Raw genomic sequence first — 15,369 nt, 5'->3', positions numbered from 1 at the left:
GCTGCAGGTCAGGAAAAATTCATAATAAGTATTTACACTCTTCCTTTGTTTTTATTGGATGAATTTCCTCAAAAACTTCAGAAAAAAAATGGGTGTCCCAGTGGCGAAGTCAGGAAAAATCCAGAGGCATTTTTTTATTAAAAAAAACCTCCGCAGCTTTCACTACAGAGGTTTTTATCAGAATTCAGAAAAATTACTTCGTAACAATACGAAATGTGTCGCGGGCAATCACCAGCTCTTCGTCAGTGGTGATGGTCATCACTTTCACTTTGGATGATGATGTTGAAATTACTGCGTCTGTGCCACGCAAACCTTTGTTTTTCTCAATATCAAATTCAACACCGAGGCCTTCCATATTGCTACATATACGGCGGCGGCTCTCGCCATCATTTTCACCAATACCACCGGTGAAAATAAGCAGATCGAGACCATTCAGCGCTGCCATATAAGAACCAATATATTTTTTCACACGATAGGCAAAAACTTCCAGCGCCATGTTGGCCTGATGATTTCCTTCGGCTGCAGCTATTTCAATGTCGCGCATATCAGAAGAGACACCTGAAATACCAAGCAATCCGCTTTTCTTATTGATGAGCGTATTGGCTTCAGCATTCGACATGTTTTCGCGATCCATAATGGCAAGCAATGCGCCAAGGTCAAGATCACCAACCCGGGTTCCCATCAGCAAACCTTCAACAGGAGTATAGCCCATCGAAGAATCAATCGACTTACCATTGAGAATAGCGGCAATTGAAGATCCGTTGCCCAGATGGCAGGTAATGATTTTCAATTTTGTCCAGTCCAGTCCCAATATTGTTGCTGCTTTTTCGGCAACAAATTTATGGCTGGTGCCATGGAATCCGTAGCGGCGGATTTTTTTATCCTTATACATTTCGTATGGAAGTCCGTAAAGAAATGCATGCTCCGGCATTGATTGATGAAAAGAAGTGTCGAAAACAGCCACCTGAGGCAGTCCTGGCAACAATGCTTCAATGGCCAGAATACCTTTGAGGTTTGCAGGGTTGTGTAATGGAGCCAGTTCTATAAGCTTTTCAATAGCGTCTTTGGTTTTCGAATCAATAAACGCACTTTCTGAGAAGAATTCACCACCATGCGCCACGCGGTGCCCGGCAGCATTGATTTCGGTTTTATCTTTCAGACAACCTTTCACGGGATCAAGCAAAGTGTCAATAATCCACTGAATTCCGACCGTATGATCCGGAATATCTCTGGTCTCTTTAATAGGGTCTTTCCCGGTTGATGAATGTTTGAGCAGACTGTTCGGAATTCCAATACGTTCGAGCAATCCTTTGGCCAGGGCCTGTTCATTTTTGTCCATGTCGAACAGCTGATACTTAATGGAGGAGCTGCCGCAATTCAATACGAGTATTTTCATTTTTGAGATGTAATTTAATTGGTTTGAAAATCACCGCTAATGTATTGTAAATTTTGAAAAAATCAGACATTCCGAAAAAATAAATTCTGCTTTGGAAAAAGGCAAGCCGGAAGGTTAAGGTTGAGGTCAAGGTCAAGGTTGAGGTCAAGGTCAAGGTTGAGGTCAAGGTCAAGGTTAAGGTTGAGAGAACACAGAAAAATCCGTGCATCCTGACGGATCAAGAGGAACATGGAATGCGCCGCGGCGGATTAGAAGGAGCTTTATGTGTTTTTTGGCGATGATTGCGCCAAATCAAATTTTTCATTGCTGATTATTCTCAAATTTAATCACATATTCGTTTTGAACACTATCGGTATGCTCAATCCACAAATCTTCCATCGTCAATCTATTGATTTTAAAAATCAAAAATTTATTCAACGGAAAAGGATAGCATGCTGCTGTGTCTCCGGGAAAACTTATGAGATGCATAGTCAGTTTTGAAAAATCATTATCATTATATTCGTTGTCTGAGAAATACCACAAGCCAAAGCCTACGGTAGTTGATCCATTAAACAAATCAAGTCCTTCAATATTACTGTATTCATCCTGATTGCCTGAAAAACTTATTCGATTAAAATGCGAATGAACATCAACAGTAATATCATTGTCATTTTTCATCACAGATTCTATGCTCCAGATAGTATTATGTATTTTTCTACCAGCTGAACGAAAGCTAATCAAAGGCCCATCCTCATATTTGCTACAACCAAAGACAGTGAAGAGAATGAGAGCGAGAGCGAATATATTCCTGATTGATTTTGTTTTCATTGGGGTTTGGTTAACGGTTAATTTGAAACACTTTCAATCATTTTTCTCAATTTCTCGTTTTCCTTTTTCAGATCAATCACACAAAGGGGGAGTTCTTCTATTTTGTTGAGCAGAGTGCCGGAGCTTCCACCCAAAGATTGGCTGTTTTTGCAAAAAATCTTTAGTGCAAGTCCAGACCGTATCATACCTATTCTCTCATTTTTATTTCATACACGTCGTTATCATCATCAAGAAAAAGCCACATTTCGTCATCGGTTAACCGGGTCACTCTGAACATTACGCCACCTTCCTCTGTTGTAATCAACAAAGGGTAAAAATGCCGGTCTGGATACAATGCCGTATCAATCATGTAATTATACATCGGGATATATACATTTTTATCGATTTGAATAAATGTCTGATATCCTGCTGCATAGCTTATTAACGAATCATTGCATTCGATAAAACCAGATACCTCCAAGGATGGAGAATCATCAGGTCGTTCATAATACGGAGAATAAATTTTGAAACTAAGATCGTAATACGACTTCCAGTAATTTGTCAGATCCTCTCCGTTTTTTGAGACATATTCAACCCTGTATGTCCCATATATTCTATTCATCACAGACCTGAAACTTATTTTTGGCCCATCCTCAAATTTGCCACAACCCAAAACAGTGAACAGAATGAGTGCGAGAGCGAAAATATTATTAATTGATTTTGTTTTCATGGCAACTTCACAATTGAATGTACAATGATATGAAATATTTTATTTTTTGTCACTTCTTATTTGTTTTTTGTTTTAATAATATGATGTTTGGTTGCCGTAAAAATATCAATTTCAGTAAAACCACTTATAAATCGCACCAGATGCTTAAAGACAAATTCTCCAACGCTCACGATAGCAATCGTGACAGGTCGCTTTCACGTAAAACGTGACACAGTCAGCAACGCAGAGAGGTTGTAGAAATCAGAGCGAGAGCGAATACAAAAAGACAAAAGATAAAAGACAAAAGATAAAAGTGAAAAGATAAAAATGTCAAAGTCATGCGCTATACTCTCTGCGTAGTGTTTCTTACGTCGCCTTTCAACTTTTTCACTTGATAACTTTCCACTCACGATGTTCTGCGCGGTCCGCGGCAAGCGTTGAGCCATTAAATTTGTACCTTTGCACCTCGAAAACATCAACCCGTGGAGATTTCGCCGCAGACATTCATGCCGTTCAGAGTTGAAGACACCACTTCAGCGCTTTATTTGCATGGCCGCACCATGGATGAAGCTCCTGTATTGTTTTCAGAAAATCCGGATTCAACTATAATCCGACAAACGACTGCCAGTGATTATTCTTCGAGCGGTCGGTTTTTCACAAACACCGACATAGGAAATCCTGCTCCGGAAACAAAAAAAAACAACCCCGACGATTTTTTGTTTATTACAGCCCTTGTCGTTCCTCTGCTCATTTCGCTTTGGCTGGTGAGAGTGGATTTCCAGAGAATTCAGGGCGCTTTCCGAGCGGCCTTCAACAATCGATTTGCTTCGATCTTTATGCGGAATTTCAGCATCGGCAACCACCTGTCAACCTACATCATCGTCCTTAACACGGCTTTATGCCTGGCTGTCGGAACCTGGCTCTGGCTTTTTCACAAAGAGATTATTCCGGCTGAAAATGGTTTTGAGACCTTGTTGCTACTGTTGGCAGGTTTCAGTGGATATTATATTTTGAGATACCTGATTATATATCTGGCAAAAGTGGTTTACATGACATCCGAAATCACTGAACAGTATCTTTATCGGGATTATTTCATAATGGCCATGCTGGCAACAGTACTGCCTTTAATGTTGTTCGCTGTTGCGTTCAGCCCTGTTGCTCAAATCTTCTGGTATATCACCCTTGGTTTCGTAGCGCTGCTACAGGCTTACAGGATACTACTTTCTCTCTATACAGGAATTTTAGAAACAACCTACGGCTTGTTTTATTTTATTTTGTATTTTTGCACCGTCGAAATCGTTCCCGTTGCATTTGCCTTAAAACTAATTGCAGAGCGCATTTCACAATAATTTCAATCTCAAATATCTCAACTGTGGTGAAAATAAAGAACATTCTGGTATCGCAACCCAAGCCGGCTGAAATTGAAAAAACGCCCTATCAGGAACTTATTACAAAGCACAACGTTAAGTTTGAATTCCGAAAATTCTTTGCTGTTGTAGGGCTTAGTTCAGCCGAATTCCGCCAGTCAAGAATTAATCTGGCCGAATTTACCGGAATAATTTTTACAAGCCGCAACGCCATTGAAAATTACTTCGCACTTGCCAAAGATCTTCGGATCGAGATTTCGGAAAACATGAAGTATTTCTGTACTTCCGACCAGATTGCTTTTTATTTGCAGAAATATATTCAATTCCGCAAGCGCAAGATTTTTTACGGCGATTCAACCTATCAGAGCCTGTTGCCGCTGCTGAAAAAACACAAGGACGAGAAACTGGTGCTTCCCTGCAATGACTCCCCCAACGAAGAATTGTATTCAATGCTGACGGCCAATAACGTAAACTTTCAGAAAGCCGTCATCTATAAAAACGAAAGTGCTGACCTTAAAGATATTGATATCACCGCATTTGATCTTCTTTGCTTCTTTAGTCCCAGCGGGATTGTCTCGCTGAAACATAATTTTCCAAAATACACTCAGGGCGAACAATTGATCGCTACTTATGGAAAAACAACCTTGCAGGCCGCCGAAGCTGCAAAATTAAGGGTTGATATACCGGCTCCGACGCCCAATGCGCCGAGCATGACCATGGCTATTGATGAATTCATCAAAGCCTCAAAGAAGAAAAAATAACGATTGTGAAATCATTTTCCTTACCGCGAAAAGAACGGATAAAAGGAACCACACAACCTTCTCTGCTGTTTCACAACGGTTCTGTTTTCAATGAACCACCTCTGCTCTGTCGTTTCATTTCTGCAAAAGCTGATTGCGGTGGCATTCAGGTTTTATTAGCAGTTCCCAAAAAACGGTTAAAAAGAGCAGTCGATCGAAACCGCGTCCGGCGCCGCATGCGTGAGGCCTGGAGACTCAATGTCGGGGCATTGCGCGACAAATGTCTGAACGAGTCGGTTTTACTTCAGGTTGGTCTTTATTATCAAAGCGGTGAAATTCTGCCGTATTCTGTTATCGAATCAAAAATAAAATCACTTATCCAACGTTTAATAAAGCACCATGAGACGACCGCTCGCTAATTTTTTCGTGTTGTTTATTCGCTTCTACCAGGTAGCCATTTCGCCATGGCTTCCTTCCTCGTGTCGCTACACACCTTCGTGTTCGGCATATGGAATCGAAGCGCTCAAAAAACACGGGTTTTTCCGCGGCGGTTGGCTCACGATAAAAAGAATTTCCAGTTGCAATCCATGGGGCGGCAGCGGATATGACCCTGTTCCTGAAAAACATCACAAATCCTGCAGGCATGAAAAAATCTCTGAATAAGATTCTCATTGTAATTCTCATCACAGTTGGCCTTTTTTCAACATCTTCCACCAACAGCGATTTCGAGATTTCTAAAAATCTGGACATTTTTACAACGCTGTACAGGGAACTGAATCAAAATTATGTCGATGAACTGCAGCCCGGTGAACTGATGAAAATTGCCATCGACGAAATGCTGAAATCGCTCGATCCGTACACAGTATTCTTTCCGGAATCGGATATTGAAGATGTGAGATTCATGACCACCGGTCAATATGGCGGAATCGGCTCCCTGATTCAACAACAGGATGACCGGATTATTATCACCGAACCCTACGAAGGATTTCCGGCCCAGCTGAACGGACTCAGAGCCGGAGATCAGATTCTTGAAATCAATGGCAAATCGGTTTCGGGTAAAACGGTGAGCGAAGTCAGTGACCTTTTGAAGGGCCAGCCGGGAAGCAATGCAGAACTTCTTATTAAAAGACCTTTTGAAGAGGAACCGATCAGCCTTTCAATTCAGCGCAAAGAAATTACCATCAGCGACATTCCCTATTCAGGTATGGTTGATCCAAAAGTCGGTTATATCAAACTCAGCGGATTCACCATGAACGCGGGCAATCAGGTAAAACAGGCGTTCGAAAATCTTAAAGCCGGTAACTCCGGAATGGAAGGAATTATTATTGACCTGCGCGGAAACGGCGGCGGATTGCTGAACGAAGCCGTGAATATTGCCAATATTTTTGTTGATCGCGGAAATCTCGTTGTTCAGACCAAAGGAAAACTCAGCGACAGCAACAAATCATACAAAACACTCAACAGCGCCACCGATAAAAACATTCGTCTGGCGGTTCTGATTGATGGTTACAGCGCTTCGGCCAGTGAAATTGTTGCCGGGTTCATCCAGGATGTTGACCGAGGTGTTATCATTGGACAAAAATCTTATGGCAAAGGGCTGGTTCAAAACGTTATTCCGCTCAGCTACAATACCAGTTTTAAAGTTACTACTGCCAAATATTATATTCCAAGCGGCCGTTGCATTCAGGCCATCGACTACTCAAAAAAAGTGAATGGAAGAGCTGTTCATTTCAATGATTCAACGAAACAGAAATTCACTACCAAAAATGGACGCGTTGTTTATGATGCCGGCGGAATTCTCCCCGACATTGATCTGAAGCCAGATTCACTGAGCGATATTACTATTAGTCTTCTGGTGAAAAATCATATTTTCAATTTTGTGACCCAGTATGTTCGCGATCATGCCACCATTCCTTCGCCGGATAAATTCGAATTCACGAAAACTGAATATCAGCAATTCCTAACGTATATTGAAGGTCGTGAATTTGATTATAAGACAACGAGCGAGCGAAAGCTTGAAGAGCTGATCGAAGCCATGAAGGAAGATAAGTATTACGACAATTCAAGCACTGAAATTACCAGTCTGAAATCGAAAGTCGGACATAATAAACAGCGCGATCTGGAACTGTTCAGCAGCGAAATCATGAATGTAGTTGCCAATGAAATAGTGTCGCGTTACTATTATCAGAAAGGACGAATCATTTATGATTTGCGTACTGATAAAGAAGTGAAAAAAGCTGTTGAGGTTCTGAATAACCAAACTGAATACAATAGAATTCTATCCGGAAAATAAATCATGTCTTCGAAAACAACTGAATTATTTCATGATTGGAAATATCCGGCAGTAATCGGACTGATGCTGTTCGGACTGGTGTTTTCGAAATTTATTCTCTCCATCTCACAGTTTTTTCTTCTGTTTGCTGTCTTAAGTGATAAGGCGTCGAGAAGCAGATTGGTTGCAGCTTTCCGTTCACCGGTTGTGCTTGCCATTATTTCAATTTATCTCTTACATCTTGCTGGTTTGCTGTGGACCAGCGACATGAAATATGGAATGAAAGACATTCAGAACAAACTCCCCATGCTTGCATTGCCGGTTTTGTTTTTTGCAGCTGGCCCAATGAAAAAAAACAGAGCGATTAATCTCTTATTATTCTTCGCAGCCAATGTTTTGTTGCTTTCCATACTGAGTCTGATAAATTATTATGTGTCACCGGCAGCTCCGGAGCGCATTGCAATTGGGCAAAGCCATATCCGTTTTTCGCTCCTGATCTGCCTCTCAATAATCATCCTTATTCATTTTAGTGATTTGCCGGCAGCGTGGTACAAATTTGCCGTTGTGCCTGCAATCATAATTCTTCTCTATTTTCTGTTCATTCTTGAATCATTCACCGGATATGTGGTAATGATTTCCCTGCTGTTTTTCATCCCGTTTCTTTACTGGAGTTTTCTCAGGAAAAGGAGAATAAAGTATGTGCTGCTTGCTGCTCTATTGCTGACAACAATACTCGGAATTGCCGGCTTCCTAGATGTAAAAAACAGATGTTTTCCTGAGCCTTATATAAAGGATTTTTCCGAGCTCCCAAAGCAAACAATCAATGGGAACTATTACATTCAGGACACAGTAAATCTTCTGACAGAGAACGGGCATTACATGTATGTAAATCTGAATGTTCCGGAAATGATTCCAGTCTGGAATAACCGAAGTCAGTCAAAAATTATTGAGTCGGACTCAATGGCTGCAGGGAAAATAAACATTCTGACCCGATATCTTACCTCAAAAGGGCTTCCAAAGGACAGCGCAGGAGTCATGCAACTCAGCGATACCGATATCCGGAACATTGAAAACGGCTATTCCAATTGCCTGCTGCCTGAATTCGATCCTTATCGCGAAAGAATGTACCGCTTTTTGTGGGAACTCAATTATTACAAACTGACCGGTGACCCCAGCGGACATTCGCTCACACAGCGCTTTGAATACTGGAAAACCGCATTGTCGCTCATTTCGCAAAAACCAGTTTTTGGTTTTGGAACAGGCGACATTACAAATGCTTTTCAGCACGAATATGTCAGAAGCAATTCCATTATAAAAAAAGAATACCGGCTCAGATCTCACAATCAGTATCTCTCTATCGCAGTGGCGCTAGGAATTGCAGGACTAATCGTCTTTATTTTTTCTCTGGCAGCTCCGTTTCTATTTCACAAAATACCTGATTATAAGTTATATCTTGGATTTATTTTCATATTTTTGTTGTCTCTGCTTAATGAAGACACACTCGAAACACAGGTAGGTGTAACTTTTTATGCATTGTTCAACAGTTTTATTCTTTTCATAATACCGCAAAAAAACACGTCTGAAAATGAAAAAGAAAGAGCTTAAAATTTGTTATCATTCTTTCGAAAGCCCCGAAGAGCTTAGTAAAAAGGATCAGAAACTCATAGAAAAAGCGATTGAAGCCACCAAAACAGCTTATGCCCCTTATTCTGAATTTTATGTAGGAGCTGCGCTGCAACTTGCCAGCGGAAAGGTTGTTCTTGGCAGCAATCAGGAAAACTCCGCATATCCAAGTGGCCTTTGCGCTGAACGCGTCGCTCTGTTTCAGGCCGGAACAAGCTATCCGGGCATCGAGATCGAAACATTGGTGATTACCGCCCGCACAAAAGGGAAGAAACTAAAAACCGTTGCCAATCCATGCGGTGCTTGTCGTCAGGTCATGAGTGAGTCTACAATGCGTCAGAACAAGCCTTTCAAAATAATTCTTGTTGGCGAAAATGGCAAAGGTTTTATTTTCGATAGTATTGTGGATTTACTTCCTTTTAGTTTCAAATTTGAATAATCCAGCTAATGAGAAAATTATTTTTCGCTTTTCTGATTCTTGCATCATCAGCCGCCTCGGTTGTTCTTATCTCTTCATGTGGCAATAAAGACACTGCTTCTGAAAAAGAAATTCTAATTGATGGCCGCTTCATTCACAGCCGCGCCAATGTAATTTATATTGACATTATCCATGTCGAGGAAATTGAAAAAACAGACTCCCTCATTCTTGATGAAGACGGCGCATTCCGCTTCCGACGCGAGACTGATAAACCGTTATTCCTTAAAATTTCTACAGCAGAAGATAATTTCATAACCGTAATTGCTGAACCCGGACAGACCATCACACTCAGCGGCGACATCAACGCACTTGCCGAATCCTATACTGTGAGCGGATCTCCGGCGACTGAACTTCTTGCTCAATATCTTGATTTTTCACGCAATCAGTTTAAACAATTAGACACACTAGCGCTGATCTGGGAAAACAACAAATATGCTGAGAACAAAATGGCGGTGCGCGACTCGCTTGATTCAACCGCAAAAATCATTTATAAGAATCAACGCGATTATACGCTCGACCTCGTGAAAAAAAACCCCGAATCACTCGGAAGTCTTTTCATTCTTTATCAGTATTTCGGCCGCCAGCCAGTGCTGGATCCGTTCGAATATTTTTCAGTGTATGAAAATCTGGCAAAAAAACTCGCTGCAAAATATCCTGATTTCGAGCATGTCGGACACCTGAATATGAAAGTCAATAAAACCCGTCTGGCCATCAAAGAGGAAGCGGAAATTAAAAACAGACTTGATTCCGGTAAAGTTGCTCCCGATTTTTCGCTGCCCGATTTAAACGAAAATCAGTTCAAACTTTCCGATCTCAAAGGACACGTGGTTCTGCTTCATTTCTGGGCTTCATGGTCTTCCGAAAGCATGCGACAGTTGCCTGCACTCCGGCAATATCAGCAGAATTACGGCCCGAAAGGGCTGGCCATTGTTTCTGTATCGTTCGACTATGACCGCGAAATGTGGACTGCTACGGTCGAAAAAGAAAAAATGAAATGGACCAATATCTGCGACCTTAAATATACCGACTCCCCTATCGCAAAACTCTATCACATCGAAAAAACACCTTATTTCTTTTTGCTGAATCGTGAAGGTGAAATAGTGAGTAAAAATTCAAATATCGACTTTGTCGGAAATGATATATACAAACTTTTCAGACCGATTTAAAACGGCTCTGACATTGCTGTTGATCATCTCTGTCACTCTAGGTGGAGTCCAGGAGTTGACAGCACAAAACCTGTCTTTTCATCCACGATTATACACGCTGAAAGACGATTCAACTCTGCATGAAACATTTATTTTCCCATTGGTTGGATGGAACGAAAACGACCACTGGATGCCGGGTGTGTACATTACAAACCAAATGAATGACAAAAAGAAATTCAGGTATCAGTTGGTGCCGATGTATAGTACTGATACAAAATCGCTGGTAGGCGCCGGAAATATTTCGGTCAACCGATACTTCGAAAACAAGCCGCTGAGCGCAGTTTCAATTTTTCTGCAAGGCAAGAGTTTTCACCTTCCGTCTTACGAAGGCGAACCACTCAGCTATTACAAATTCGAAACCGGCATTCGCACAATACTGGAAACCGGCTCCGACAGCGTGCCCGCACAACATCAGCTTGAATTGAAATATCATCAGAGCGGCGCCGAAGAAATTGTCTGGGTCAGCAACGGCTCGGGTTACAGCCCGACACAACATCACAAAATACTGAATGCCATACGCGCCGGCTGGACCTACGAAAAATACGATTCCACGCAGCCATTCAGCACTTCGGTGAATGCCGATGTTTGGAGCAATTTTGCACGCATGAGTGCAAATTATGAATACGACTACAACTACGAACCGAAGCGTTGGTTCACATTTCGTGCATTTGCAGGTATATTCCTTTGCTACGATTCAGTGTTTTCACAAAACTACGACGCACGCTTCAGTCCCAATATGCCTGGCTGGAAAACCGATATCTTTTACGACGGCTGGTTTCTCGGCCGCAATGTAAACGATGCCATTTACAAAATGCAGGGAATGCCCGGACCTGGCAGTCTGTACAGTATTTCTCCTGTCGGACAAAGCTGGAGCTGGAATCTTTCTGTTTCGGGCAGTGTATCCATGCCTTTCGATTTACCGCTTCGGATCTATGTTGCAGCGGGCATTGCCCCCGATCCGCTGAAAGCCAATAAGCCTTTTGGAGTGTTCGAGGGCGGCTTGCTCATTACCACGCCACAGAAAATTTTCGAAATCGCTTTCCCGCTTGTACACGACAAGAGCAGCAAAGACGCACTGTTGCTCAACACCGATAAGTACTGGCAGCGAATCCGTTTTATTATTAACTTTGACCGTCTCAATCCGCATTCATGGCTCGACAATCCGCACCGCAGAAAGCAACTGCACTTGATCTAAGTCCCGGCAAAAAAATGTATTTTGCTTCGGATCTTCATCTCGGCATTCCTGCCAGCCGCGATGTGGAGCTGGCTTTCGTGCAGTGGTTGAATAAAATTGAAAACGATTGCCAACATCTTTTTCTGTGTGGCGACTTGTTCGATTTCTGGTTCGAATATCGTCACGTTGTTCCGCGCGGGCATGTACGTTTACTCGGCAAACTGGCTCAGATGGCCGATTCCGGTATTCAGATTTTTGCATTCACTGGCAACCACGACATGTGGATGTTTGGTTACCTTGAACAGGAAATCGGGTTGAAATTATTCCGCGAGCCGCAGCGTTTTCTGGTGAACGGAAAAACAATCGAAGTGGGTCATGGCGATGGACTCGGACCTGGTGACAAAAAATATAAATTTGTCAAGCGCATGTTTGCTTGCCGCTTCAATCAATGGTTGTTTGCCCGGCTCCATCCGAATTTCTCCTTCGGGCTGGCCCGCTGGCTGTCGCGCAAAAGCCGCATTGCCAATGGCGCTGCCGATGAAAAATACAACGGCGACGAGAAGGAATTTCTGGTGCAGTATATTCAAAACACGCCCGCAGAGCAGCGCGCCAACATTTATGTATTTGGGCATCGCCATCTTCCACTGGACATGAAAATCGAAAACGCACACTACATAAACCTTGGCGAATGGGTCAACCACAAAACCTACGGTGTTTTTGATGGTGAGATGAAATTGCTGAAACTTGCTAATTAATCACCAATTTAATTGATTTTGTTGCCGACTCATTTCTAAGGTTGAGAATGTAAACGCCCATATTCAGACCAGTCAAATCAATTTCAATTTTCCCATCCTGATAGTGACCCGAATAAATAACTTCTCCTGTCATAGTCATGACCAGCATTTCGGCATCACGCAAATTTGATTCAATGGTGAATTTACCATTGCTTGGATTGGGAATTGCATTAAGCAAAATTTCAGATGAAAGTGCAAATTGATTTTCATCATTAAATTTCACAGAATATAATTGAGCTTGTAAAACTGAATCTTTAAGTCTGAATAATATCAAATTCTCATTATACCTGGCATCATCAAGAATATGGTGACAATCTGTAAATGAAGTTTCCGAACATTGCCGTGCATTAATTCTATGATCAATAGATGCGTGAAATGAAGCCCCTTCAATCACCTTGAAATTTTCACCTAAAGTTATTTTTTCTCCAGCAACAAATTGAACACGACCTATTTCTGGTATGGGTAGGATGTCTTCTGAATTTCTTCCTAAAGTATTTCCAACATTGTAATCATTTGCAATAATTGTATTTGATGCCATGTAATTTTTTTTATCATATTCTGTTTGAAATTCCAAATGTATATTCTCTATAGCCATTTGATTAATTGCAATTGGCGAAAAATCATAAGCTGAATAATAAAAGACCTCATTAGATAAGTTAAAATAAAACATATAGTAAATGGGAGAAATTGAGGTGTTGCTTTCGGCATTATCTCCATTTGGAACATCGACTCTGTCCCCGCCAATTCGATCACCACGACTCCATTCAACCGATAGAACATCTCCGTTATACGGTGTACAGGGCGCTGCATCAAGAAGACATTCATAATATTCCTGAGATATTGGATTTGTGTAATCATCTTCTGGATGCAATAATGAAAACAGCAGTGGCAAATATTCATAATGCTCTCTTATACCGACATCCACAAGTCTAAGCATTAAATCTTCTTTTGATTCAGCATTATGGTTATAAACATTAATATGTCCTATCCCACCAATTGCTGCTAATACGTATGGGAAAGACTGATCACCTGCCAAAGCAATATCCCAGTAATTGACTATTCCGGACCATTCGGCGCCACCGATTCCGGAGCAATGAGCGCCACTGATTCCGGAGCAAACGGCGCCACCCCTAATCACGGAAACTGATGACTTTATAGTCAGAAATTCCAGAGAAGAGGACTGACATTCCGGCAGAATCGGCGCCACCCGGGAGGCGGATTTGTAACAAACGTTACCTTGTGAAAAACAAGGAACGATGGCAAGAAAACCTATTACAATGTTACAGATCCGACGCATATTACAATTATTGGAGAAGGGCTATTCGAAGCGAAAGATCGCATCAGTACTGCAATCAGGGCGGCATACGATTGATGACTATGTGATGCGGATAGAACAGTCCGGAAAGATTATTTCGCAACTTTTCAAGCTCAACGATGAAGAGCTTGGAATGCTACTATATTCCGGAAAAGAAGATGCAGTGCCAGATGGAAGGTATGACGACTTTATAAAACGAATCGACAAGATCCAGCAAGAGCTAAAGCGCACAGGCGTAACGCGGCTAAGACTGTGGCAGGAGTACAAAGAAGAAGTTCCGGAAGGCTACAGCTACTCACAGTTTTGCGAGCATCTGTCGGCTTTTGGACGAAAGAATGCAGCCACGATGCATTTTGAACATCGGCCAGGAGAGAGGCTTCAGATTGATTTTGCAGGTAAGCCGCTTACGTATGTTGACCCATCGACAGGGGAAATCATCAGCTGCCCGGTACTGGTGTGCGTGTTGCCGTATAGCGGCTACAGCTATGTTGAAGCATTGCCGTCGGCCGGGCAGGAATATTTGTTTGCTGCGTTGGGCCGCTGCCTGAGCTATTTTGGAGGAGTGCCGCAAGTGGCATTGAGCGACAATATGCGACAGTACGTTAAGAAAAGCAATCGGTACGAACCGTTATTTTCAGACGTCTGCGAGCAATGGGCAGTGCACTACAACATCGATTTAACGGCCACCCGCGTGGCAAAACCCAAAGACAAGCCCAGCGTTGAAAACATGGTTCATATCGCGTACATGCGTGTATATGCGCCAATACGCAATCAAGTTTTTCACAGCATTGAAGAGTTGAATTATTCGATTCTTGATTGCCTGGACAGGCACCATGCCACCCCAATGCAGAAGCACTCATACAGCCGTCTGGAACGTTTTGAGGAAGAAGAAAAACCGCTCCTTCGGGCATTGCCGGCCGAATCCTTTGTTATCAAACATGTAGCAAAGGCAAAAGTACAGAAGAACTACCATGTTATTTTGGGCGAAGACTGGCATCAGTACAGCGTTCCATGGCAATATATCGGAAAGAATGTAAAGATTATTTATGACCTGAATGAAGTTGAAATTTATATCAACCTGGCTCGGATAGCGGTGCACAAGCGCAATGCGCGCAATCACGGATACAGCACAATGGAAGAACATATGCCGGAGAAACACCGGAAATACGCGCAAACAAAGGGCTGGGACGCCGATTACTTTTTGAAAAGATCGAGGGAAATCGGAGAGTGCTCTTCGCAGGTTATGGCCCGGGTGCTACAATCAAAGATTTTTACCGAACAAACATATAACGCCTGTCTTGGGCTGCTCAGGCTATCTGGCAAGTATGGATCGGACCGCTTCGAAATGGCCTGCAGACGTGCATTGACAGCACCACGGATAACCTACGGGCTGGTAAGCAACATTCTGACAAATAATCTCGACAAGCAAAACGAAGAACAGATACAGCTTTTTTCATCCATACCGGATCACGAAAACATCAGAGGTGCAAAGGCTTATCACTAACACACA

General features: G+C 42.3%; 14 protein-coding genes. 10 read left to right on the top strand and 4 right to left on the bottom strand.

Annotated elements, in window-relative coordinates; all coding sequences use genetic code 11:
• Positions 1–193: 193 nt before the first annotated feature.
• The 3 genes from A2W93_09900 to A2W93_09890 all read right to left on the bottom strand — a co-directional run bounded on the left by A2W93_09900 (position 194) and on the right by A2W93_09890 (position 2,912).
• Positions 194–1,396 carry an acetate kinase gene (locus A2W93_09900; protein OFY56166.1) on the bottom strand — a complete coding sequence of 401 codons (1,203 nt, stop codon included), beginning with the start codon at positions 1,394–1,396 and terminating at the stop codon, positions 194–196.
• A gap of 300 nt (positions 1,397–1,696) precedes the next feature.
• Positions 1,697–2,053, bottom strand: a complete 357-nt coding sequence (locus A2W93_09895) for a hypothetical protein (GenBank protein ID OFY56165.1) — start codon at positions 2,051–2,053, stop codon at positions 1,697–1,699.
• Positions 2,054–2,390: 337 nt separating this feature from the next.
• Positions 2,391–2,912, bottom strand: a complete 522-nt coding sequence (locus A2W93_09890; GenBank protein OFY56164.1) for a hypothetical protein — start codon at positions 2,910–2,912, stop codon at positions 2,391–2,393.
• Between the two features lie 461 nt (positions 2,913–3,373).
• On the opposite strand from A2W93_09890, the gene A2W93_09885 reads away from it, so the two are divergent.
• The 9 genes from A2W93_09885 (at position 3,374) to A2W93_09845 (ending at position 12,505) form a co-directional block, all read left to right on the top strand.
• A complete protein-coding gene (locus A2W93_09885; protein OFY56163.1) occupies positions 3,374–4,240 on the top strand; it encodes a hypothetical protein in 867 nt (288 codons plus the stop codon).
• Positions 4,241–4,266: 26 nt separating this feature from the next.
• Positions 4,267–5,019: a uroporphyrinogen-III synthase gene (locus tag A2W93_09880; protein ID OFY56170.1), complete on the top strand. Its 753-nt coding sequence runs from the start codon at positions 4,267–4,269 to the stop codon at positions 5,017–5,019.
• A 5-nt stretch (positions 5,020–5,024) separates the two neighbouring features.
• On the top strand, positions 5,025–5,417 hold the full coding sequence (locus A2W93_09875) for a hypothetical protein (GenBank protein OFY56162.1): 393 nt from the start codon (positions 5,025–5,027) through the stop codon (positions 5,415–5,417).
• 224 nt (positions 5,418–5,641) lie between these two features.
• Positions 5,642–7,291, top strand: coding sequence for a peptidase S41 (locus A2W93_09870; protein OFY56169.1), 1,650 nt, complete (start codon positions 5,642–5,644; stop codon positions 7,289–7,291).
• 3 nt (positions 7,292–7,294) lie between these two features.
• Complete coding sequence (locus A2W93_09865) at positions 7,295–8,875, top strand: hypothetical protein (GenBank protein ID OFY56161.1); 1,581 nt, start codon at positions 7,295–7,297, stop codon at positions 8,873–8,875.
• Positions 8,856–9,332 (top strand): cytidine deaminase, encoded by a 477-nt coding sequence (locus A2W93_09860; GenBank protein ID OFY56160.1) that lies wholly within the window; start codon positions 8,856–8,858, stop codon positions 9,330–9,332. Before A2W93_09865 ends, A2W93_09860 begins: the two co-directional genes overlap by 20 nt.
• An 8-nt stretch (positions 9,333–9,340) precedes the next feature.
• Positions 9,341–10,537, top strand: coding sequence for a hypothetical protein (locus tag A2W93_09855; protein OFY56159.1), 1,197 nt, complete (start codon positions 9,341–9,343; stop codon positions 10,535–10,537).
• A complete protein-coding gene (locus tag A2W93_09850; protein OFY56158.1) occupies positions 10,506–11,771 on the top strand; it encodes a hypothetical protein in 1,266 nt (421 codons plus the stop codon). The genes A2W93_09855 and A2W93_09850 overlap by 32 nt, the downstream gene beginning before the upstream one ends.
• Complete coding sequence (locus A2W93_09845; GenBank protein OFY56157.1) at positions 11,726–12,505, top strand: UDP-2,3-diacylglucosamine hydrolase; 780 nt, start codon at positions 11,726–11,728, stop codon at positions 12,503–12,505. Before A2W93_09850 ends, A2W93_09845 begins: the two co-directional genes overlap by 46 nt.
• Here the strand turns inward: A2W93_09845 and A2W93_09840 are convergent.
• Positions 12,498–13,751 carry a hypothetical protein gene (locus A2W93_09840; protein ID OFY56156.1) on the bottom strand — a complete coding sequence of 418 codons (1,254 nt, stop codon included), beginning with the start codon at positions 13,749–13,751 and terminating at the stop codon, positions 12,498–12,500. The genes A2W93_09845 and A2W93_09840 overlap by 8 nt on opposite strands.
• Before the next feature lie 49 nt (positions 13,752–13,800).
• On the opposite strand from A2W93_09840, the gene A2W93_09835 reads away from it, so the two are divergent.
• Positions 13,801–15,363, top strand: coding sequence for a hypothetical protein (locus A2W93_09835; protein OFY56155.1), 1,563 nt, complete (start codon positions 13,801–13,803; stop codon positions 15,361–15,363).
• Positions 15,364–15,369 lie beyond the last annotated feature (6 nt).

Source organism: Bacteroidetes bacterium GWF2_43_63, assembly GCA_001769275.1.
In the GTDB taxonomy this organism is placed as follows: Bacteria; Bacteroidota; Bacteroidia; order Bacteroidales; family DTU049; genus GWF2-43-63.
Note: the sequence above shows the minus strand (reverse complement) of the source record. Positions and strands in the feature narration are given on the sequence as shown.

Coding starts and splice junctions, on each gene's coding strand:
- A2W93_09890 (OFY56164.1), bottom strand. CDS start 2,912: ATGAAAACAAAATCAATTAATAATATTTTCGCTCTCGCACTCATTCTG.
- A2W93_09845 (OFY56157.1), top strand. CDS start 11,726: ATGGCTCGACAATCCGCACCGCAGAAAGCAACTGCACTTGATCTAAGT.
- A2W93_09855 (OFY56159.1), top strand. CDS start 9,341: ATGAGAAAATTATTTTTCGCTTTTCTGATTCTTGCATCATCAGCCGCC.
- A2W93_09865 (OFY56161.1), top strand. CDS start 7,295: ATGTCTTCGAAAACAACTGAATTATTTCATGATTGGAAATATCCGGCA.
- A2W93_09870 (OFY56169.1), top strand. CDS start 5,642: ATGAAAAAATCTCTGAATAAGATTCTCATTGTAATTCTCATCACAGTT.
- A2W93_09835 (OFY56155.1), top strand. CDS start 13,801: ATGGCAAGAAAACCTATTACAATGTTACAGATCCGACGCATATTACAA.
- A2W93_09895 (OFY56165.1), bottom strand. CDS start 2,053: ATGAAAAATGACAATGATATTACTGTTGATGTTCATTCGCATTTTAAT.
- A2W93_09900 (OFY56166.1), bottom strand. CDS start 1,396: ATGAAAATACTCGTATTGAATTGCGGCAGCTCCTCCATTAAGTATCAG.
- A2W93_09860 (OFY56160.1), top strand. CDS start 8,856: ATGAAAAAGAAAGAGCTTAAAATTTGTTATCATTCTTTCGAAAGCCCC.
- A2W93_09850 (OFY56158.1), top strand. CDS start 10,506: ATGATATATACAAACTTTTCAGACCGATTTAAAACGGCTCTGACATTG.